The following is a 21,558-nucleotide window of genomic DNA, read 5'->3' on the forward strand; positions in this document are numbered from 1 at the left end:
TTGTCCACCCTACGGGTCAGTGCGCGGTTTCCACGGCGGGCTCCGTTGGGGACACCGCCGCCTGCTTCAACCTGCGCATCTGCTCCACGCCCCAGAGCACGCGTTCGGGGGTCGCCGGCGCGTCGATCTGCGGCTGCGCCTTGTAGTCTGCCAGGCTCGCCACCGCATCCTTGATCGCGCACCAGACCGAAATGCCGAGCATGAATGGCGGCTCGCCCACGGCCTTGGAGTGGAACACGGTGTCTTCGGGGTTCTTGCGGTTCTCCACCAGCTTGACCCGCAGATCCAGCGGCATGTCCGCCACCGCCGGGATCTTGTAGCTGGCCGGGCCGTTGGTCATCAGCTTGCCCTTGTCGTTCCAGACCAGCTCTTCCATGGTCAGCCAGCCGAGACCCTGGACGAAGCCGCCCTCGACCTGGCCGATGTCGATCGCCGGGTTCAGCGAGGCGCCCACGTCATGCAGGATGTCGCTGCGCAGCATCCTGTATTCGCCGGTCAGGGTATCGACGATCACTTCCGAGCAGGCCGCGCCATAGGCGAAGTAGTAGAACGGCCGCCCGCGCGCCTGACTGCGGTCGTAGTAGATCTTCGGCGTGCGGTAGAAGCCGGTGGACGACAGCGAGACCTGGCCGAAATAGGCCTGCTGGATCAGCTCCTCGAAGCTGATGTACTGGTCACGCAGGCGCACCTGGCCGTTCTTGAACTCGACGTCTTCCTCGAAGATCTGCCACTTGCGTGCGGCGAACTCCACCAGCCGCTGCTTGATGGTCTGCGCCGCGTTCTGCGCCGCCTTGCCGTTGAGGTCGGCGCCGCTGGAGGCCGCCGTCGGCGAGGTGTTGGGCACCTTGTCGGTGTTGGTGGCGGTGATCTGGATGCGCTCGATATCCACCTGGAACACCTCGGCCACCACCTGGGCGACCTTGGTGTTCAGGCCCTGGCCCATCTCGGTGCCACCGTGGTTCAGGTGGATGCTGCCGTCGGTGTAGACGTGCACCAGCGCGCCGGCCTGGTTGAGGAAGCTGGCGGTGAAGCTGATGCCGAACTTCACCGGCGTCAGCGCCAGGCCCTTCTTCAGGACCGGGCTCCTGGCATTGAACGCGCGGATCTCTTCGCGTCGCTTGGCGTAGTCGCTGCTGGCTTCCAGCTCGGCGGTCATCTCCTCGAGCATGTTGTGCTCGACGGTCTGGTAGTAGTGGGTGACGTTGCGCTCGGTCTTGCCGTAGTAGTTGCGCTTGCGCACCTCGAGCGGGTCCTTGCCCAGCTCGCGGGCCACGGCGTCCATGATCTCCTCGATGGCGACCATGCCCTGTGGGCCGCCGAAGCCGCGGTAGGCGGTGTTCGAGGCGAGGTTGGTCTTGCAGCGATGGCCATTGATGGTGGCGTCGCCGAGGTAGTAGGCGTTGTCGGAGTGGAACATGGCGCGGTCGACGATCGAGCCGGAAAGGTCCGGCGAGTAGCCGCAGTTACCGGCCAGATCGATCTCGATGCCGTGCAGCAGACCGTCATCGTCGAAGCCGACGTCGTACTCGACGTAGAACGGGTGGCGTTTGCCGGTCATGGTCATGTCTTCCATGCGCGGCAGGCGCATCTTGGTCGGCCGGCCGGTGAGGCGCGCGATCACCGCGCACAGGCATGCCGGGCCCGCGGCCTGGGTTTCCTTGCCGCCGAAACCGCCGCCCATGCGGCGCATGTCGATGACGATCTTGTTCATCGGCACGCCGAGCACTTCGGCCACCAGCTTCTGCACCTCGGTGGGGTTCTGCGTCGAGGTGTAGACGATCATGCCGCCGTCTTCGGTGGGCATCACCGAGGACACCTGGGTCTCGAGGTAGAAGTGTTCCTGCCCGCCGATGTGCAGCGAGCCGGTCAGCCGGCGCGGCGCGGCCGCCAGTGCGCTGGCCGAGTCGCCGCGCCGGTGGGTGTGGCTTTCCAGCACGAAATGCTTCTTGTGCAACGCCTCGACCACATCGAGCACCGGCTCCAGATCCTCATATTCGATGATCGCGGCCATGGCCGCCTGGCGTGCGGTTTCCAGGCTGTCGGCAGCCACGGCGAGCACCGGCTGGCCGATGAACTCGACCTTGCCGTCGGCCAGCAGCGGGTCGCCGGGCATCACGGCGCCAATGTCCAGCTGGCCCGGCACGTCCTTCGCGGTGATGGCGATGGCCACCCCCGGAATCTGGTAGCAGGGCGCGGTGTCGATGCCGACGATGCGGGCATGGGCGCGCTCGCTCATGCGGGCATAGACGTGCAGCTGGTTGGGGAATTCCAGGCGGTCGTCGACATACACCGCCTCGCCGGAGACGTGCTTGGGCGCGCTGTCGTGCTTGACGCTCTTGCCCACGCCAGTGACCAGGTCCGCAGTGAAGAGGGCGGCGATTTCTTCTTGAGTGCGTGCAAGGCTGTGGTTAGACATAAGCGGTCACCCTCGTCTCGGTCGTCGGCGCTTGTTGTTCGAGGAAGCATTTGCGCAGCAGGTTCTGTGCGACCAGCAGGCGGTATTCGCGGCTGGCGCGGAAGTCGGTCAGCGGGGTGAAGTCCTCGGCCAGCGCATCGCAGGCGGCCTCCACGGTCTGCTGGTTCCACGGCGCGCCGGTCAGCGTCGCCTCGCAAGCCGCGGCGCGCTTGGGGATCGCCGCCATGCCGCCAAAGGCGACGCGGGCTTCGGCGATCACGCCGTCGGCGATCTTCAGGTCGAAGGCGGCACAGACAGCGGAAATGTCGTCGTCCAGGCGCTTGGATACCTTGTAGGCGCGGAACAGGCGATCCGCCGTCGCGCGCGGCACCCGCACCTTCTCGATGAACTCGCCGGGCTGGCGTGCGGTGACCTTGTAGTCGATGAAGAAATCCTCGAGCGGCAGCGTGCGCACGTTGGCGCCGTGGCGCAGAACGATCTCGGCGCCGAGGGCGATCAGCAGCGGCGGCGAGTCGCCAATCGGCGAGGCGTTGCCGATGTTGCCGCCCAGCGTGCCCTGGTTGCGGATCTGCAAGGAGGCGAAGCGCTGCAGCAGCTCGCCGAAATCCGGGTACTCGGCGGCCAGTGCTGCGTAGCAGTCGGTCAGCGGTGCGGCGGCGCCGATTTCGATATGGCGGTCGGTGAGCTGGACCTGCTTCATCTCGGCGATCTGGCCGACGTGGATCATCACCGGCAGCGCGCGATGGAACTGGGTCACCTCCAGCGCCAGGTCGGTGCCGCCGGCGAGCAGTCGGGCTTCGGGGTTGGCGGCGTAGACCTCGGCCAGTTCGGCGACGGTCAGCGGCGACAGGCAACGCTTTTCGCCGTCGCTGAGCTCGGCCATTTCACGCGGGGCGATGGCCTTGAGCTGGGCGATGGTCTCGGCTTCGCGGGCATCGAACTGGTCCGGCTGCTTGCTGCAGCAGGCCTGCTCGGCCGCTTCGAGGATCGGCCGGTAGCCGGTGCAGCGACAGAGGTTGCCGGCCAGGGCTTCGTGCGTCTGGTGCGGGTCGTATTCGTTCACCGCGCCGGCGTTCTTCTGCAGGGCGAACAGGCTCATGACGAAGCCCGGCGTGCAGAAGCCGCATTGCGAACCGTGGCAGTCGACCATCGCCTGCTGGACGCTGTGCAGCCGGCCCTGGTCCTTGAGGTCTTCGACGCTGATTAGCTGCTTGCCGTGCAGCGCGGAAACGAAGGTCAGGCACGAGTTGAGGGTGCGATAGCGCAGGCGGTCGCCCACCAGTTCGCCGACCACCACGGTACAGGCGCCACAGTCACCGGAGGCGCAGCCCTCCTTGGTTCCGGTCTTGCCACGATGCTCGCGCAGGTACTGCAGCACCGTGGTGTTGGGATCGAGCGCGCGCTCGCTGCGCAGTTCTCGATTGAGGAGAAACTGGATCAAGGTAGACCTCCGTTTTCTTGTTCTTGGCTCGGGTATCGCCTGAGCCGGGAACTTAGTCATATCTGACTTCGTGGTCAAGAAAAATTGACTCAAAAGTCAATGTGGCGGACGAGCGCACCTGACGGCGGTGCGCCACGCCCGCAGGCAGCGGTCCCCAGTCTCAAGTAAAGCCCGCTCAGACCGCTTCGGCGCTCGTCTGGCGACGGTAGGCATAGGTATCGGCGAAGCGCGAGAGCATGTAGGCCGCGCAGGTGGTGGCAGGGTAGCGCGGCGGGTTATCGGCTGCGTGACAGCCGGGCAGGCAACTGATCTCGGTATCCGGATGCGGCTCGGCGAAGAACGGCATGGAGTAGCGGTCCACGCCCAGCGGGCTGATCACGCGATGGGGCGTCGACTTGTAACGGTCGTTGCTCCAGCGCGCCATCATGTCGCCGATGTTGACCACGTAGGTGCCCTCGATGGGCGGCGCGTCGATCCACTCGCCGCGGACGTTTCGTACCTGCAGCCCGCCGGCCTGGTCCTGATGGAGCAGGGTGACGCAGCCGTAGTCGGTGTGTGCGCCGGCGCCTTGTTGATCGGCGCTGGTGGCGGTCTGCCGGGGCGGGTAGTGGATCATGCGGAACACGCTGATCGGCTCGACGAAACGTTTATCGAAGAAGTCCCGCTCGAGGCCGAGCGCCAGAGCCAGCGCGCGCAGCAAGGTGCAGGCCAGCGCCTGCATGTCGCGGTAGTGCGCTTCCATCAGCTCGGCCCAGCCGTCGAGCCGGGCCGGGTGCCGGTTGGGCCCGCGCAGCGGTTTGCCGGCCAGTACCTCGGGATGGTCGGCAGGCATATGGAAACCCATGTCGAAGGTTTCCTTGAGGTCGCACGGCTGGGCCGGGTCGAGCTGCTCGGTGGCGATGGCACCGTAGCCGCGGTGGTGCGGGCTCTTGGTGATGTCGATCTCGAGCTTGATCTCGGCGGGCAGGGCGAAGAAGCGCCGGGCGTAGTCGTCGAGCCGGGCGATGCGTGCGGCGCTGATCGGGTGGCCCGTGATGTAGAAGAAGCCCCACTCGCGGCAGGCGCGGTCGATCGCCTCGGCAACGGCCAGATGGCCGGCCTCGTCGGCGTGGTACAGCGGGGCGATGTCGATGATGGGCAGTGAGTTCATGGATGACTCCAGGGAACGGCGCCGCCGGTCTTCTCGTACCGGCGGCCTTCGAGGGCAATGCCCCCTGCGTGCGGTTCGCCAGGTGGCGGGACGGCTCGCGAGAGTTCGCAGTGCGCCGGCCGGACCGGCGCAGGTGACGCTTACTTCGGCATTTCAGCCTTCACGCCTTCGACGTAGTAATTCATCGAGGCGAGGTCCTTGATGCTGGCGGTTTCGCCCTCGGCGATGCGCACTTCGCCAGCCTGGTCCTTGATCGGGCCGGTGAACGGGTGGAACTCGCCGCTCTTGATGCGGGCGATGATCTGCTCGGCTTCGGACTTCACATCCGCGGGCACCAGATCGCTGATCGGCAGGCTGATGCTGTCCTGGGCCAGACCGCCCCAGAAGTCCTCGGATTTCCAGTTGCCGGCCATTACCGCTTCGGCGGACTTGGTGTAGTGCGGGCCCCAGTCGTTGACGATGGAAGTCAGCACGGCCTTCGGCCCGAAGTGCTGCATGTCCGAGGCGTAACCGACGGAATAGACGCCACGGCGCTCGGCGGCCTGGATCGGTGCCGGGCTGTCGGTGTGCTGGAAGATCACGTCCACGCCCTGGTCGATCAGCGCGTTGGCGGCATCGGCTTCCTTGCCCGGATCGAACCAGGTGTTGACCCACACCACCTTGATCTCGGTGCCGGGGTTGTACTTGTCCAGCGCCAGCTGGATCGCGTTGATGTCGCGGATCACTTCCGGAATCGGGAAGGAGGCGATGTAGCCGACCTTCTTGGTCTTGGTCATCTTCGCCGCGAGGAAGCCGCCGACGTAGCGGCCCTCATAGGAGCGGGTCAGGTAGGTGCCGACGTTCTTCGCTTGCTTGTAGCCGGTGGCGTGCTCGAAGGTGACCTTGGGGAATTGCTTGGCGACCTTGATCGTCGGGTTCATGTAGCCGAACGAGGTGGTGAAGATCAGGTCGTAGCCGCCCTTGGCCATGTTGCGGATGACCCGCTCGGCGTCGGCGCCTTCGGGTACGTTCTCGACGAAGCTGGTCTGTACCTTGTCGCCCAGTTTTTCTTCCATGTACTGGCGGCCCTGCTCGTGCTGGTAGGTCCAGCCATGGTCGCCGATCGGGCCGATATAGACGAAACCAACCTTCAGCGGGGCGGCGGCCGATGCGCTGAGGCTGGCCGTCAGGCCGATGGCTGCGGCGAGGGCGCGCAACAGGGTTTTTCGGGTGTGTTTCTGCATGGGGGTGGCGCTCCTGATGGCTTTGCTGGCAAAGCTCGTTTATGACTGGGAGCGCTGTAGCAAAAAGCTGACCAACCGGACAAAAATCGCTGGCGCGCGGCCAGGAATGGCGACTGCCCCGGACCCTCCGCCGCATGAGAGGTTCGCCTTGGTGCGTCAGGCTCCAGCCGTGCCCAGGGAGGGTGCGCAGGGTGGGCGTATGCCATGCATCCGCGTGGCTGGCTTCGGCCATCCACCCTACGGGCATGAACGTGTCACCCCGTAGGGTGGAAAACGCGCGAAGCGCTTTTCCACGCGGGACGTTTACGGATAGGCCTCGTCTGCTTGGCCGGATGTGGCATCCGCGTGGATGGCTTCGGCCATCCACCCTACGGACATGAGGGTGCCACCCCGTAGGGTGGAAAACGCGCAAAGCGCTTTTCCACGTGGGACGTTTACGGATAGGCCTTGTCTGCTTGGCAGGATGTGGCATCCGCGTGGATGGCTTCGGCCATCCACCCTACGGACATGAGGGTGCCACCCCGTAGGGTGGAAAATGCGCGAAGCGCTTTTCCACGCGGGCCGCCGCTTCAGCCGGCGATCAGTTGCCGGGCCGCCTGGCTGTGCTCGGCGATCAGGGCGGCCACGTCGAGCCCTTCGATCTGGCCGTCGATCACCCGCCAGCGCCCGCCGACCATCACCCGGTCGGCCCGGTCGGCCGCGCACAGCAGCAGCGCGGCGATCGGGTCGTGGCTACCGGAGAAGCGCAGTTCGTCGAGCTTGAACAGGGCGAGATCGGCCTGCTTGCCGACCGCCAGTTTGCCGATGTCGCGGCGCCCGAGCAGGCGTGCCGAACCGCGGGTCGCCCAGCCGAGCACCTTCTCTGGCGTGATCTTCTCGGCGCCGTAGCGCAGGCGCCCGATGAACAGCGCCTGGCGCGCCTCGAGCATCATGTTCGAAGCATCGTTGGAGGCCGAGCCGTCGACGCCCAGGCCGATGATGGCGCCCTGGTCCTCGAGTTCCAGCGTGTGGCAGATGCCCGAGGCCAGGCGCATGTTGGAGCTCGGGCAATGACAGATGCCGACGCCGGCCGCCCCCAGGCGGTGGATCTCCACCTGGTTGAAGTGGATGCCGTGGGCCAGCCAGGTCCGCGGGCCGAGCCAGCCGACGCTCTGCAGGTAGTCCACGGTACGCATGCCGAAGCGCTGCGCGCAGAACTCCTGTTCGTCCAGCGTTTCGGCCAGGTGGGTATGCAGACGCACGTCGCGCGCCTCGGCCAGCTCCGCGCAGGCACGCATGATGTCGGTAGTCACCGAGAACGGCGAGCAGGGCGCCAGGGCGATCTGGATCTGCGCACCGTCGCCGCGCTCGTGGTAGCGGTCGATCAGCCGCTCGCTGTCGGCGAGGATGGTTTCGGCGTCCTGCACCACACTCTTGCAGGGCAGGCCGCCGTTTTCCTTGGACAGGTTCATCGAGCCGCGCGTCAGGGTCGCGCGCATGCCCATCGCGCGTACTGCCTCGACCTGGATGTCGATCGCTTCCTCGAGGCCGGCGGGGAACAGGTAGTGGTGGTCGGCGGCAGTGGTGCAGCCCGACAGCAGCAGCTCGGCCAGCGCCACCTGGCTCGCCAGCTCCAGCGCCCGCGGCGTCAGCCGCGCCCAGACCGGGTAGAGGGTCAGCAGCCAGTTGAACAAGGGCTCGTTGACCACCGGGCCCCAGGCGCGAGTGAGCGTCTGGTAGAAGTGGTGGTGGGTATTGACCAGCCCCGGCAGCACGACGTGCTCGCGGGCATCGAACGTCTCGCTCACCGGCTGCGCGGGCGAGGCCCCGGCGGCGAGCATTTCGACGATGACGCCGTTCTCGACCACCAGCCCGCCGGGGGCGTGGGTGTCGTTGGCGGTGAACAGGGCAAGGGGATTCTTGATCCAGATACGGTCAGCAGGCATGGCCGGCTTTCTCCTGAGGGTTGAGTTCAGAGTAGCCAGCTCAGTTATGCCCTGTCTGCTGATCCAGGGGGCGCGGGCAAGCCGTGCGCCGGGGAGGAAGATAAAGGGTTTGGGGTGGGTTTGTCACAGGGGGTTGAGTCTCTGCCCGCGAATGGTGGCGTGCGGTGTTTGCTCAGGGGGCGGCGCTTTCGCCCGGCATGGGCGATAGGACGTACCGGCTCGGGCGCCTCGTTTTATCTCGCCAGCAAGCTCTCGTGGGGTGGAAAACCGCGGCGTTTTCCACCGGGGTGGCGCGTATCTGAGCGCCTGGCGTAGCGCTTTCCTCGGCGGGGACTACCGGTTGCGCCTCTTACGGCGCGTCACGTTCTCTTTTCTGGTCAGAAGAGCCGTAGGGTGGAAAACCGCGCAGCGTTTTCCACCGGGGTGGCGCGTATCTGAGCGCCTGGCGTAACGCTTTCCTCGGCGGGGACTACCGGTTGCGCCTCTCACGGCGCGTCACTTTTTCTTGTCTGGCCAAGAAAAAGTAACCAAAAAGAAGGCCACCCCTGCATTCGGGTCTGGTCGCTTTGCGACCAGACTCCCCTCACGCCGGCGCCGCTCCGGGGCACGTCACGAAGGGGCGTCCCTGCCCCTTCGTTCCTCGCTCGGCGTCCATGCCTCGCGTCCCCCTGCGCAACGCCTGCGTTCGGCCTCCTGAAGGGGTAGGGGGGGCGAGTCGCCTGAAGGAATGCGGCTGGCTTTGCTCGGTTTGCCTTTTTGCTCTTCGTTTTACTGCGCGGCCTGGCGGGCTGCACCCGAGTCCACCTTCAGGAGGGTGAGAACCGTAGGGTGGAAAACCGCGCAGCGTTTTCCACCGGGGTGGCGTGTATCTGAGCGCCTGGCGTAACGCTTTCCTCGGCGGGGAGTACAGGTTGCGCCTCTCACGGCGCGTCACTTTTTCTTGTCTGGCCAAGAAAAAGTAACCAAACAGAAGGCCACCCCTGCATCCGGGTCTGGTCGCTATGCGACCAGACTCCCCTCACGCCGGCATTGCTCCGGGGGCACGTCACGAAGGGGCGTCCCTGCCCCTTCGTTCCTCGCTCGGCGTCCATGCCTCGCGTCCCCCTGCGCAACGCCGGCGTTCGGCCTCCTGAAGGGGGAGGGGGGGCCGAGTCGCCTGAAGGAATGCGGCTGGCTTTGCTCGGTTTGCTTTTGCCTTTCGCTTTACTGCACGGCCTGGCGGGCAGCACCCGACTCCCCCTTCAGGAGGGTGAGCGGAATCGTTGCGAAAGGGCTGAGGTGCCCCGCTTAAAGGGCCACGGATGGCCCTGTGAACCGACTCCCGGAGCGGCGATGAGCGAACGAACCCTGCGCGTGCAGGGCCGGATGCAGGGGGCGCTTTCCTCGTTGCAACCTGTAGCACGCGCGAGGAAAGCGCGGCGTTAGTCATGAACCTGAATGCCGCCTGTGGTGGGAAACGCTGCGCGGTTTTCCACCCTCCGGCTCTCATCCAGCCCGCCGAAGACGAGTCGCCACGAGAGGCGCGACCCACAGCGCAGGCCGCGCGCATTGCCACAGCGCGCGGCCCCTCGCGCCACAGCACTGCCAGCACGCACGGCCAACCCGGCATCGGCCGCGCCGTCAGCGCAGGCGCAGCGCGTCCTACCAGGCCAGTCGCTCCCCCTGGTAATCGATGTACCGATGCCCCCCTTGCCCGATCGCCTGGGTCACCTGCTGGACCATCCCGCGGGCGCTGGTCTCCACGTCCAGCGGTGCCTGGTCGCCGCCCATGTCGGTCTTCACCCAGCCCGGGTGCATCGACAGCACCGTCAGGCGGGTTTCGCCCAGCCCGGCGACGAAGGTGCGCGTCAGGTGATTGAGCGCCGCCTTGCTCGCCCCGTAGAGGTCCATGCCCATGCCGGGGCCGGTTTCGACGCTGCCGAGGATCGAACTCATGAACACGACCACGCCCTGCGCCGGGTCGACCAGCGGCAGCAGGCGTTCGGCCAGGCGTACCGGGGCCACGGCGTTGGTGAAGAACAGCTCGCCGACTTCCGCCTGGCTCGCCGCGGTAGCCGGCTTGCCCTGCGGGCCGGCGATGCCGGCGTTGACGTAGAGCACATCCAGGCGGGTGCCGGCGAGGCGTTCGGCCAGGCGTTCGAGGCTGGCGGCATCGTCCATGTCCAGTGCCTCGATGCGCACGCCGCCCAGCGCACGCAGCGCCTCGGCACGCGCCGGGTCGCGCACGGTGGCGATCACCTCCCAGCCTTCGCTGCTGAACTGCCGGGCCAGGCCCAGGCCGAGGCCGCGCGAGGCGCCGATGATGAGGACGGTTCGGGTCATGCTGGGTCTCCTGAAAAAGGCTCGGTCAGGCAGTCTGGCCCAGCACCGCGGCTTTGGCGAGCCGGGTGCCGTCAGTGCCCGATCTTCCACGGCTGCCCAAGGGAGACCGGCGCGAACAGCCGCGTGCGGATCGCATCACGCGAGAGCAGCACCAGCACCAGGATGGTCGCCACGTAGGGCAGCATCGCCAGCAGATTGCCCGGGATCGCCAGGCCGATGCCTTGCACGACCAGGTGCAGGATGCTCGCCAGGCCGAACAGATAGGCGCCGAGCAGCACGCGGCCGACGCGCCAGCTGGCGAACACCACCAGGGCGAGGGCGATCCAGCCACGCCCGGCGGTCATGTTTTCCGCCCACATCGGTGTATAGGCCAGCGACAGGTAGCCACCGGCGAGCCCTGCCATGGCGCCGCCGAACATCACCGCCAGGGTGCGCACGCGCAACACCGGCAGGCCCATGGCACTGGCGGCGTCCGGGTTTTCGCCGACGGCCTGGATGATCAGCCCGATACGGCTTCTGAGCAGCACCCAGGCGACCAGGGCGAAGAGTGCGAACGACAGGTACACGAGCAGGTCCTGGCCGAACAGCATGCGGCCGATCAGCGGCAGGTCGCCGAGCAGTGGAATGGCGATCGGCTCGAAGCCGGCCAGTGGTTTGCCGACCCAGGCGGCGCCGACGAACGACGACAGGCCGACGCCGAAAATGGTCAGCGCCAGGCCTGTGGCGACCTGATTGGCGGCCAGGCCGAGGGCGACAAAGGCGAACAGCAGCGACAGCAGCACGCCGGCCAGGCAGGCCATGAGCACGCCAAGCCAGAGGTTGCCGGTGGCGAAGGCGGCGATGAAACCGACCACCGCGCCGAACAGCATCATGCCCTCCTGGCCGAGGTTGAGTACGCCGGTCTTCTCGCAGACCAGCTCGCCGAGTGCGACCAGCAGCAGTGGCGTGCCGGTGCGGATCATTGCGTAAAGGATGTTGGTCAGCAGGTCGAGATCCATGGGGAATCCTATGTGTGGGCCGTGGCAGGCGTGCGCTTGCTTGCGAAGCGGTAACAGCGGTCGCGTGCAGGGCCGCGCCCGCAGATTCGTGTTCAGGCCGGGGCCTCGGTGGCAATCGCGCGCTTCGTCCAACTCCACTTCAGCCGCGGCGTGTAGCGAATCAGCACGTCGCAGGCGAGCAGAAAGAACAGCACCATGCCCTGGAACAACTGGGTGATCGATTGCGGCAGGTTGGCCGCCATCTGCGCGTTCTCGCCGCCGAGGTAGAGCAGCGCCATCAGCAGGCTGGCGCAGACGATGCCGAGCGGGTTGAGCCGGCCGAGAAAGGCCACGGTGATCGCCGCATAGCCGTAGCCCGGTGACACCTGCGGCACCAGCTGGCCGATCGGCCCGGTGACTTCGGCGACGCCGGCCAGCCCGGCGAGGCCGCCGCTGATCAGCAGCGCAATCCATACCAGCCTGCTGTCACGGAAGCCGACGAAGCCGGCGGCCTTGCGATCCAGGCCGAGCACCTTGATCTGGAAGCCGAGAAAGCTCCTGTGCAGCAGCACCCAGACCGCAACCAGCGCCAGCAGCGCAAACCAGAAACCGGCGTGTACGCGCAGCCCGTCGATCAGCTCGGGCAGGCGCGTGGCGTCGCCGAACATCGCCGACTCGGGGAAGTTGTAGCCGTCCGGGTCTTTCAGCGGCCCGTGCACGGCGAACAGCAAGAGATTCAGCGCGATGTAGTTGAGCATGATGCTGGTGAGGATCTCGTTGGCGTTGAAGGCCGTCTTCAGCCAGGCACAGAGGCCGGCCCAGGCGGCGCCGCCGAGAATGCCGAGCAGCAGCGTCAGCAGCAGCGCCAGGCGCGAATCCCAGTCGGTGATGTGCACGGCCAGCGCACTGCCGGCCAGCGCGCCGATGAGCAGCTGGCCCTCGGCGCCGATGTTCCAGATGCGCGCCTGGTAGACCACCGCCAGGCCCAGCGCGCAGAGCAGGATCGGCAGCGCTTTGACCAGCAGTTCGGAAACCCCGTAAAGATCGCTGACCGGGTCGAGCAGCAGCACCTTGAGCGTTTGCAGCGGGGGGTGGCCGAGCAGGGCGAACAGCAGGGCGCCGCTGGCGAGCGTGAGCAGGGCGGCCAGCAGCGGGGAAAGCCAGAGCATGGCGCGGGACTCGGCCCCGCGCGGTTGAAGGGTGATGGGCATGGCGGGGCTCGTCAGGCAGCGTTGAAAAGGGTGGGTTGGTCGAACTGGCCGGCCATCCAGCGCCCGACGTCGGCCGGCGTGCAGGCGCGTGTCGGGTGTTGCGGCGAAAGCCTGCCCTCGCACAGGGCGGCGAGGCGGTCGCTGATCTGGAACAGCTCGTCCAGATCCTCGGAGATCACCAGGATCGCCGCGCCGGCATCGCGCAGCGCGATCAGCGCGCGATGGATCGCGGCCGCGGCGCCGGCATCCACGCCCCAGGTCGGGTGGGCGGCGATCAGCAGCCTGGGCTGCTGAAGGATCTCGCGGCCGAGGATGAACTTCTGCAGGTTGCCGCCCGACAGGCTGGCCGCGGGGGCGTCGGCGCCCGGCGTCTTTACCGCGAACCGGCTGATCACCTGCTCGGCGAAGGCGCGCACCTGCGTGCGCTGGATCAGCCCGTGACGCAGCATGCCGGCCTGCTGGTAGGCGCTGAGCAGGCCGTTGTCGGCCAGGCTCATGCCCGGCACGGCGCCGTGTCCGAGGCGCTCGGCGGGGACGAACGCCAGCCCGTGGCGCCGACGCTGGTCGGGGCGCAGGTGGCCGACCGGCTCGCCGAGAAAACGAATGCGTTCGGCATCCGTACCCTGCAGCCTGCGCTCGCCGCTGAGCAGGGCGAGCAGTTCGTCCTGACCGTTGCCGGCGACCCCGGCGATGCCGACGATCTCGCCGGCGCAGACCTCCAGGTCGACGTCCTCGAGCGAGACGCCGAACGGATCGGCATTGGTCCAGGCCAGGCGCTCCAGGCGCAGGAAGGGCGCGCGCCCCTCGGCCTTGGGGTATTCGGCCTCAAGTCCTTCGGCGTCGCCGACCATCAGCCGGGCCAGCGCCAGGTCGCTGCACTGGCTCGGCACGCAGCTGCCGGAGACACGCCCGCCGCGCAGCACCGTGGCACGCCCGCAGAGCGCACGAACCTCGCCCAGCTTGTGGCTGATGAACAGCACGCTGCAGCCCTCGGCGGCCAGCCGTCGGAGCACGGCGAACAGCTCCTCGGCCTCTTGCGGGGTGAGCACCGAGGTCGGCTCGTCGAGAATCAGCAGGCGGATGTCCTGCATCAGGCAGCGCACGATCTCGACGCGCTGGCGTTCGCCGATCGACAGACTGTGCACCCGCCGCTGCGGCTCCAGCGGCATGCCGTAGCGTTGTGAAACCTCGCGGATTCGGGCTTCGAGCTGGCGCGGCGTACCGCCGTCGGGGCCCAGCGCGAGGGCGATGTTCTCGGCCACGGTCAGCGTCTCGAACAAGGAAAAATGCTGGAAGACCATGCCGATGCCGCGGGCGCGCGCCTGGGCCGGGTCGCGCATGCTCACCGGCTCGCCTTCCCAGACAATGCGCCCGGCGTCGGGCTGCACCACGCCATAGATGATCTTCATCAGGGTGCTCTTGCCGGCACCGTTCTCGCCGAGCAGGGCGTGGATCTCGCCGGGCTGGATCGTCAGGTCGATACGGTCGTTGGCCAGGCAACCGGGGTATTGCTTGGTAATGCCGCGCAGGTCGAGGCGGGCGGTGGATGTGGCAGACATGGTCGGCGCTCGTGACAGAGGATGAGCCGACAAAAGCAAAAAGCTGGCCACAAGGTCAGGAAATCCCGGAGCAGGGGCACTCCGGCCTGGGCGGCGTGCAGGAGCGGACCGGCACTTGCCGCTGGCGTGCTGCCTGCTGGTGCGGGGCGCGGGGCGGCCCTGCACCCGGACGGTGCAGGGCGTTCAGCGGCCGAGCAGCGGGCGGCCGCGCCTGCGCAGCGATGCCTCAGTCGCGGACGGCGACGACCTGCGCAAGCTCGATCCGCCCGTCTTCGAGGTTGCGCCGCTGGTTCTGTGCCATCGCCTGGAAATCGCTGCCCAGCAGCAGGTGAAAACCCAGCGGCGGCAGGCCTTCGCGCGCGATCCGTTCGGCCAGCGCGGTGAACCAGGCACGTGCGGTATCGGTGGTGTCGACCCAGTCGGCGATCCTGAAGCCGGCATCTTCGAGCAGGTGCCGCAGTTCGTTGGGCGGTACCAGGAAGCTGGTCTCCGGCGTGCGTGCCCAGGGCACGGGAAACAGCACCGGCCCGCCTGGGCCGGCGAGAATGTCGTAGATCGCCAGCGTGCCGCCGGGCCTCAGCACACGGTGCATCTCGCGGTACAGGCGCGGCTTGTCGGCGATGTTCATCGCCGCGTGCTCGCTCCAGACCACGTCGAAGGTGGCGTCTTCGAATGGCAGGGCGGTCGCGTCGCCCTGGCGGAACTGCACGAGATCGCCAAGCCCTACGGTTGCCGAAAGCAGGGTGGCGGCACGGCAGTACTCCTCGGTGAGATCGACGCCGATGACCCGGCAGCCGAACTCGTTGGCCAGGCAGCGCGCGGTGCCGCCAATGCCGCTGCCGACATCCAGCACCTGCTGTCCGGCGTGCAGCCCGGCCGCCCGGGCAAGTTCGAGCGTCGCCGCCCTCCCGCGGATGTGAAAGGCATCGACAGGCGCCAGGTCCTCGGGCTTCAGCCGATCCCTGTCCTTGCCTGCCTTTTCCAGTGCCGCGAGGATGGCATCGCCCAGGTCGGCGGCGCGGTAGTGCGCCTGGACGGCATCGTGGATCGGGTTCGACATGGCCAGGGTTCCTCGCTGGCTGGCATGGCTATGAGCCGTTAAAGCGTAGCCTGGCGCGTCTATCACAGCCGTGTCGAGCGCTTGGTGGCGGCGCCATTGAGGGTGCCGCTACGGCGGCTCGGCGAAGCGGCGGGCGCAGCCTTGCTTCGAATGCCGGCTGGTCAGTCGCGCCTGGCTTGCAGGCTCAGCGCGGTCACCGTGATCAGGATCAGCGTCGTGCCCAGTACCTGCGCGAGCTCCAGGCGCTCGCTCAGCACCAGCACGCCGAACAGCGCAGCGGTGACGGGTTCGACCATGGCCACCACGGAGGCTACCGCTGGGGCTGTGTGCTGGAGCCCCTGGAGGTAGAGCACGAACGACAGCCCGGCGCCCAGCACGCCGAGCGTCATGAACAGCGGCCAACTGGGGGCCGCCGGCACGGCGGCGATCTGTGCCGCGTCGGCGGGCCAGACGAGCAGCCCGACGAGCACCGCGAAGGCTATCGCCAGGATCGCCTGTGGGCTGCCGTGTGGCGCGGCGTACTTGAAGCCGAAAATGAACACGGCATAGGACAACCCCGAAAGCAGGCCGGCCCCCGCGGCGATGGGCGTGACCTCTGCGGCGCCGGCCTCGTGGATCCCCGTGAGCAGCACGATGCCAAGCATGACCATGGCAATCGCGGCCCATTTGCCGCGCGTGGGTCGCTCGAGCCGGCAGGCGAAGGAAACGAGGTAGACGAACACGGGAGCCGAGTACATCAGGGTCGCCGCCACCGCGACGCTGCCGTGCGCGATGCTCAGGAAATAGAACGAGAAGTTGCCGGCGACGCCGAGCCCGGCGACGACCGCCCAGCACCACAGGCGCCCGCTGGTCAGGCCGCTTCCGCCCGGACGCAGGGCAAGCCAGAGCAGGACCACCAGCAGGCCGATCGCGCCGCGGTAGAGCGAGACCACCAGCGGGCTCCAGCCTTGCGCCGTGAGCATGCCGCCCATGCCGCCCGACAGCCCCCAGCATAGCGCCGCCAGCACGACCAGCAGCGGCCCGCGGCTCGCCGAGGCGCTGCGTTCGGTGGCGGGTGAGTGCTGCGTCATCATGTAACCCCGTGTTTTCAGCTCAACTTCCCGGCGCAGCAGCGGCGGGGTGTTCTCTCTGAGTGGGGCCTGGCGTCCGTTCGGTTCCATGAACGGCGGCCTGAGCCGCTGCGGCCGCTGGCGCCGCGGTGGCCACCTGGTGGTAAACCGGGCGCCTGTACCGGGATGGCCAGGCGCTCGATGAACTCGGCTTTCCGCCGCGCAACAAGCGGCAAGCATTGCCGCTTGGATCGTTGCCCGGGCTGTTTCATGATCAGCCTTTGCCTGTCGCCTGGTGGCCTGCATGTCTCGATTTTCACGCCCCTCGGCGTCGGCGCTCGGGCGCTTCCTGCAGCTGGGCGGCACCGGGGCGCGGATCGCCGGGGCCTGCTCGTGCAACGCATTACGCCCGGGCGGGCGCGGGTCGACTGGGAACCGGTCGGCGCGTTGCTGGGCGATGCGCTCGGGCAGATGAAGGGGCCGGTCCTCAAGCTCGGCCAGCAGGCTTCGCAGTGGCAGGACGTGCTGCCCGGGCCGGTCAGCGCCGCGCTGGCGCGCCTGCAGAATCAGGTGCCGGCGCTGCCGTTCGGCGCGCTGGAGGCAAACCTGCAGCGGCTCTATGAGGGGCAGCTGTACGCGCTGTTCGAGACGATCGAGGCACAGCCGTGCGCGGCCGCTTCGCTGGGCCAGGTGCATCGCGCGCGCGATCGGCAGGGCAGGGCGCTGATCCTGAAGATCCAGTATCCGGGCATCCGCAGCATCTGCGACGCCGATCTGCGGCAGCTGCGTCGGCTGATGCCGCTCGGCCGTCTGTTCGGCACGCCGCCGGCGCGGCTGGAGGCCGTCTACGCCGAGCTGCAGCGAGCCATCGACGAGGAGCTGGACTACGACCGCGAGCGTTGCCACCTCGAGGCCTTCGGCCGCCACTTCGAAAGCTGGCCGGATGTCCGTATGCCGTTCGCCGTGGCAGAACTCTGCCGGCCGGGCGTACTGGCGCTCGAGGAGCTGCCGGGCCGCTCGTTCGCAGACATCGAGCAGGCACCGGCCGAGCTGCGCCAGCGCCTGGCCGAGACGCTGTGTCGCTGGTTGGCCGAGCAGGCCTTCGGCCTGCGGCGGCTGCATACCGATCCGCACCCGGGCAACCTCGCCTGGCGCGAGGCGGGTGAGCTTCTGGTCTACGATTTCGGCAGCGTGCTGTGCGTCGAGCCGCGCCTGCTGGAGGGTTATGTTCGGATCTTCGAGGCCCTGCGCGGGCCGTCGGGCGAGGCACTGGAAGCGGGCTTTCAGCTGCTCGGCGGCCGCCAGCCCGGTAGTGCGCCGCCGCACGGGCTGTATCGCCGCATCCACCTGATGCTGCACCCCTTGCTGCAACCCGGCGTGCACTGGGACTTCCGCCAGGCGGCGCTGCACCAGCGCCTCTCCGAGCTGTTTCCGCTGCTGATGTCTGCGCTCGGCAGCCTGCAACCGGCCTCCGGCACGCTGCTGATCAATCGCACGCTGGAAGGCCACTACTGGAACCTTTACCGCCTGGGCGCCCGCCTGCCCATCGCCGATATCCTGGCCGGACATATCGAACGCTGGCAGCAGGACGCACGGCACCCGCAAACCTGATGACACTGGAGCACGAAATGCAGATGCAGTCTTTTCCTTCGGGCTATCGCGCCCTCGTCATCGGTGCATCCGGTGGCATCGGCGCGGCGCTGGTCGCGGCCCTGCGCGAGGACCCGCGTTGTGCGCAGGTGGTCGAACTCGGTCGCGCGACGCAGCCGGCGCTCGACCTCGCCGAGCCGGCGAGCATCGAGCGGGCCGCGGCGGAGCTGGCCGGGCAGGGGGCGTTCCAGCTGATCGTCAATGCTGCCGGCGTGCTGCACGGCGAATCCTTCATGCCGGAGAAGCGCCTGGCCGATCTGAACCCGGCGCAGTTGCTGGCCACGTTCCAGGTCAACACCTTCGGCCCTGCGCTGCTGCTGCGCTACTTCTGCGGGTTGCTCGACCGTCAGCGCGGTGTGCTGGCGATGCTTTCGGCCAAGGTCGGCAGTATCGGCGACAACCGCCTCGGTGGCTGGTACAGCTACCGCGCCTCGAAGGCCGCACTGAACATGCTGATCAAAACGGCAGCCATCGAGGTGCGGCGCAGCCAGCCGAACGCGGTGCTGCTGGCCTTGCACCCCGGTACGGTGAACTCGGCCCTCTCGCAGCCGTTTCGTGGCGCCGAGATCGGCCGGCCGGCGGCCGTGGCGGCTCACGATCTGCTGCGGGTGATCGACAGCCTTGGCCCCGAGGCGAGCGGCAGTTTTCACGCCTATGACGGGCAGCCGTTGCCCTGGTAGCGGCCATGCCGGTATCCGCTGGCAGAGCCGGCGGGCATGGCGCCTCGCCGGCCACGTGCGGCCGGTGAGCTGAACTTGTGCCGCGCCGCCGCTCCCTAATGGAAACCCGGTCCACTGGAGCCTGTGCGGTTTCCCAGGATTTTTCTGCTTGGCGTGCTGCTGTTTCTGTTCACCGCGATGGATATCACCAAGACCACGCTGTCCACGCGTGGCGGTGGCCTGCTTACCAACGCCGTCGCCCGCTCGGTCAGGGCCTGTTTCTTCGTCGCTGCGGACTGCAGGGGAGAGTCGAGACTGCTCGAGTACAGCGGGCAATGCGTGTTGCTGGCGGTGCTGGCCAGCTGGATTCTGGCGCTCTGGGCGAGTCTGTTCCTGGTCCTGGCGTCCAGCCCCGGCTCGGTGATTTCAAGCAACACCCGAATGCCGGCGGACCTGTGGGAAACGCTCTATTACGCCGGTTTCACCCTTTCGACACTGGGTGTCGGCGACTATGTCGCAGCCGGCGATGGCTGGCGGGTACTGTCCAGTGCTGCGGCGTTCTGCGGCCTGACCTTCATCACCGCCGCGATCACCTACATCGTTCCGGTGCTGTCGGCGGTAAACCTGCAGAATCAGCTCGGCTTGCTGATCAACAGCCTGGGGCGATCGCCGCAGGAGCTGCTGATCAACAGTTGGAACGGCGCGGATTTCTCCGGCTTCTACGACAACGCGGACAAGTTGCGCGAACTGCTGGTACAGCACACGCTCAACCACCATGCCTATCCCGTCATCCATTGCTTCCACAACTGCGATGCACAAAGGAGCGTCGTTCCGGCGCTGGTGATCCTCGACGAGGCGGTGCGAATGCTCGAAAGCCTTCCGCCACAGGTGCCGCAGAACCGCCTGAAGCGCCGGATGCTGCGCAAGGCGCTCGACCGCCATATCGAAATGCTGCAGAGCCACCCGGCCGATCCGCAGGCCGTTCGGGCAGAGCCGCCAGCGGACCTGGCGCCGCTGAAGGCCGCTGGCATCCCCATCGACGAGTCGGCTTATCGGCCATGCGAGCAGGCGGCAGCGGCACGCCGCGAGGCGCTGGGCGCCTTGCTCGTCGCCGACGGCTGGAACTGGCGGCACATCTACCGGCAGGCCGCTGCGCCAGGCTGAGGCGATCGCGGTCGCGTTTTGCCAGAGGCCAATGACGAGCGCCGGGCGGCATGCCAGCCGACACCGGCGCCGCGCCCTGCACGGTCAGGTGTCGCTGCCGACCGGGATCTCGAAGGCAATGCTCCAGTTGTGCAGCGGGTAGGGCTTGTCCACCAGCGCGGGGATGTTTTCCTCGGGCTGCATGCCGGGGCGGAACTCATAGTTCGATTCGGCGCGCAGCGTGTCGCTGTCGCGCAGCTGCCCGGCGCCGCCGACACCGAAGCTGGCATAGCTGACGCGCGGCTGGCCGACCATCGGCCGCGCGGTGCGCAGGCGCACGATGGTGTCGGCGGCCAGGTCCACCGCCTCGATGGGCACCTCGCCCTTGTCGTCGTGGAGCATGAAGCCCTTGTTCTTCACTTCGCGCGCCTGGTGGCCGAGGTAGGGCTCGTCGAACACCAGCGGTGGATGCGGCACCTGGAAGTCAATCAGCACCTGGCGAGCCGAGCCGGTCGCGCTGCGTGGGGCCAGCGGCACCCAGCCTTTGCGCTCGACGACCACGCGCTGATAGACCTTGCCGAGCATCTGGCCGAACCAGCGATAGCCGTTCGCCGACAGGTGCACGCCCTTGTCGGTGTAGGGGTAGACCGGCCCGACCAGGTACCAGCCCGGCTCTTCCTTGGACAGCTCCCACTGGGCCATGCCGACCGCCAGCGAGCCGTCCTTCACCGACGACTTGGCATCGGTCTGGTAGCTGAGAAACGCCGGCGGGCGCTGCTGGCCGCTGATCGCCATGGCGTCCATGTCCAGGTCGTCGCGCAACCGGCGCAGCTTGTCCTTGTAGTAGGCCTTGTCGTTGCGCCCGCCATTGGTCTCGCTGTAGTCGTACTCGCCCTGCAGCCAGAAGATCGCGCTGACCGCGTAGCTGCCGCCTTCGGCACCGGCGACGCGCTTGGCTTCGCGCATGGCCTGGGTGGCGCGCTCGTACTCGCCGGTGCCGTCGCGTTTGGACAGCTGGGCGATCGAGCGGCCCGAGGTGGCCGCGTTGCTCGCCAGCAACAGGTGCTGCGGGTCGGCCTTGAGCTTGTGCTGCTGCAGATACAGGCGGCGCGCGAGGTTGAGTGCGCCGACTTCCACCGACTCACCCTCTTCCTGGGCATGCGCGTCCAGCTGCCGCACCTCCGCGCTGGCCAGCAGCTGCGCGGCGTCGCTCTTGCGCTGAACCACCGCGCGCAGCGGCGTGAAGGTCGGTTGGCCGACAGGCGCGAACTTCGCCCCGCTGAACGCCGCCGAGCGGGTCGCCTGGCCCAGCATCAGGTTGTCGTAGCGCGGCTCGACCGACAGGGCCGGCCAGCCTTCGGCGGCCGAGGCCAGCGACTGGCCGTAGGTGATCACGTGGTTGTAGCGGCTGGTCAGCGGCTCGCTGTAGCGATTCTCGGCGGCGAGGCGCTCGGCGGTTTCGCGTTTGTTGCGCGCATCGCGCGTGCGCAGGTCGTCGGCGCTGGCCGCGAGCGGCGCGGCGAGCAACAGCGAAAGGGTGAGGGCAAGGGGCGGGCTGCAGCGATCCATAAAGCAACCTTGTCGAATGATCGGGTGTTTTTCGACGCTTTTCGCTGGCACTAGTTCGATTGCTGCTGGCCTTGTTGATGGCTATTGGCCTGCACCGAATGGGTGCAAATCAACCTCAGAAACAATTTGACGCATCCGCCAGGCAGGTCTAGATTCGCTTCCCGTATCACTAATGAGAACAATTCTAATTTAGATTAATGGTGG

General features: G+C 67.5%; 14 protein-coding genes and 1 pseudogene. 3 read left to right on the forward strand and 12 right to left on the reverse strand.

The features are described 5' to 3' along the window. Positions 1 to 16: 16 nt before the first annotated feature. From xdhB to CL52_RS05550, 11 genes are all read right to left on the reverse strand, one after another. Positions 17 to 2,416: a xanthine dehydrogenase molybdopterin binding subunit gene (xdhB, locus tag CL52_RS05500; RefSeq protein WP_043219007.1), complete on the reverse strand. Its 2,400-nt coding sequence runs from the start codon at positions 2,414 to 2,416 to the stop codon at positions 17 to 19. After that, the gene (xdhA, locus tag CL52_RS05505; protein WP_043219008.1) at positions 2,409 to 3,857 is read right to left on the reverse strand and encodes a xanthine dehydrogenase small subunit; all 1,449 of its coding nucleotides are present in this window, start codon (positions 3,855 to 3,857) and stop codon (positions 2,409 to 2,411) included. The genes xdhB and xdhA overlap by 8 nt, the downstream gene beginning before the upstream one ends. Positions 3,858 to 4,032: 175 nt before the next feature. Continuing rightward, complete coding sequence (locus tag CL52_RS05510; RefSeq protein WP_043219009.1) at positions 4,033 to 5,007, reverse strand: 2-oxoglutarate and iron-dependent oxygenase domain-containing protein; 975 nt, start codon at positions 5,005 to 5,007, stop codon at positions 4,033 to 4,035. A 140-nt stretch (positions 5,008 to 5,147) separates the two neighbouring features. After that, positions 5,148 to 6,230 carry a BMP family ABC transporter substrate-binding protein gene (locus tag CL52_RS05515; RefSeq protein WP_043219010.1) on the reverse strand — a complete coding sequence of 361 codons (1,083 nt, stop codon included), beginning with the start codon at positions 6,228 to 6,230 and terminating at the stop codon, positions 5,148 to 5,150. A gap of 569 nt (positions 6,231 to 6,799) precedes the next feature. Further along, positions 6,800 to 8,155, reverse strand: coding sequence for an 8-oxoguanine deaminase (locus tag CL52_RS05520; protein ID WP_043219011.1), 1,356 nt, complete (start codon positions 8,153 to 8,155; stop codon positions 6,800 to 6,802). 1,641 nt (positions 8,156 to 9,796) lie between these two features. Next, positions 9,797 to 10,477: an SDR family oxidoreductase gene (locus CL52_RS05525; RefSeq protein ID WP_043219013.1), complete on the reverse strand. Its 681-nt coding sequence runs from the start codon at positions 10,475 to 10,477 to the stop codon at positions 9,797 to 9,799. 71 nt (positions 10,478 to 10,548) lie between these two features. Next, positions 10,549 to 11,475, reverse strand: a complete 927-nt coding sequence (locus CL52_RS05530) for an ABC transporter permease (protein ID WP_041107323.1) — start codon at positions 11,473 to 11,475, stop codon at positions 10,549 to 10,551. Between the two features lie 92 nt (positions 11,476 to 11,567). After that, complete coding sequence (locus tag CL52_RS05535) at positions 11,568 to 12,665, reverse strand: ABC transporter permease (RefSeq protein WP_043219015.1); 1,098 nt, start codon at positions 12,663 to 12,665, stop codon at positions 11,568 to 11,570. Between the two features lie 11 nt (positions 12,666 to 12,676). Next, a complete protein-coding gene (locus tag CL52_RS05540; protein WP_043219016.1) occupies positions 12,677 to 14,224 on the reverse strand; it encodes an ABC transporter ATP-binding protein in 1,548 nt (515 codons plus the stop codon). 226 nt (positions 14,225 to 14,450) lie between these two features. Next, the gene (locus tag CL52_RS05545; RefSeq protein ID WP_043219017.1) at positions 14,451 to 15,284 is read right to left on the reverse strand and encodes a class I SAM-dependent methyltransferase; all 834 of its coding nucleotides are present in this window, start codon (positions 15,282 to 15,284) and stop codon (positions 14,451 to 14,453) included. A gap of 161 nt (positions 15,285 to 15,445) precedes the next feature. After that, positions 15,446 to 16,444: a DMT family transporter gene (locus tag CL52_RS05550; protein ID WP_200889410.1), complete on the reverse strand. Its 999-nt coding sequence runs from the start codon at positions 16,442 to 16,444 to the stop codon at positions 15,446 to 15,448. 193 nt (positions 16,445 to 16,637) lie between these two features. On the opposite strand from CL52_RS05550, the pseudogene CL52_RS05555 reads away from it, so the two are divergent. The 3 genes and pseudogenes from CL52_RS05555 to CL52_RS05565 all read left to right on the forward strand — a co-directional run bounded on the left by CL52_RS05555 (position 16,638) and on the right by CL52_RS05565 (position 19,806). Continuing rightward, positions 16,638 to 17,944, forward strand: a pseudogene (locus CL52_RS05555) (ABC1 kinase family protein). Positions 17,945 to 17,961: 17 nt separating this feature from the next. Next, positions 17,962 to 18,663 carry an SDR family NAD(P)-dependent oxidoreductase gene (locus tag CL52_RS05560; RefSeq protein ID WP_043219018.1) on the forward strand — a complete coding sequence of 234 codons (702 nt, stop codon included), beginning with the start codon at positions 17,962 to 17,964 and terminating at the stop codon, positions 18,661 to 18,663. Positions 18,664 to 18,816: 153 nt separating this feature from the next. After that, positions 18,817 to 19,806 carry a potassium channel family protein gene (locus tag CL52_RS05565; protein ID WP_235366399.1) on the forward strand — a complete coding sequence of 330 codons (990 nt, stop codon included), beginning with the start codon at positions 18,817 to 18,819 and terminating at the stop codon, positions 19,804 to 19,806. Positions 19,807 to 19,890: 84 nt separating this feature from the next. Here CL52_RS05565 and CL52_RS05570 read toward each other — a convergent pair whose 3' ends face one another. Then, on the reverse strand, positions 19,891 to 21,354 hold the full coding sequence (locus tag CL52_RS05570; RefSeq protein ID WP_043219020.1) for a sialate O-acetylesterase: 1,464 nt from the start codon (positions 21,352 to 21,354) through the stop codon (positions 19,891 to 19,893). Between the last annotated feature and the right edge of the window lie 204 nt (positions 21,355 to 21,558).

It is taken from the genome of Stutzerimonas balearica DSM 6083 (assembly GCF_000818015.1).
GTDB lineage: Bacteria > Pseudomonadota > Gammaproteobacteria > Pseudomonadales > Pseudomonadaceae > Stutzerimonas > Stutzerimonas balearica.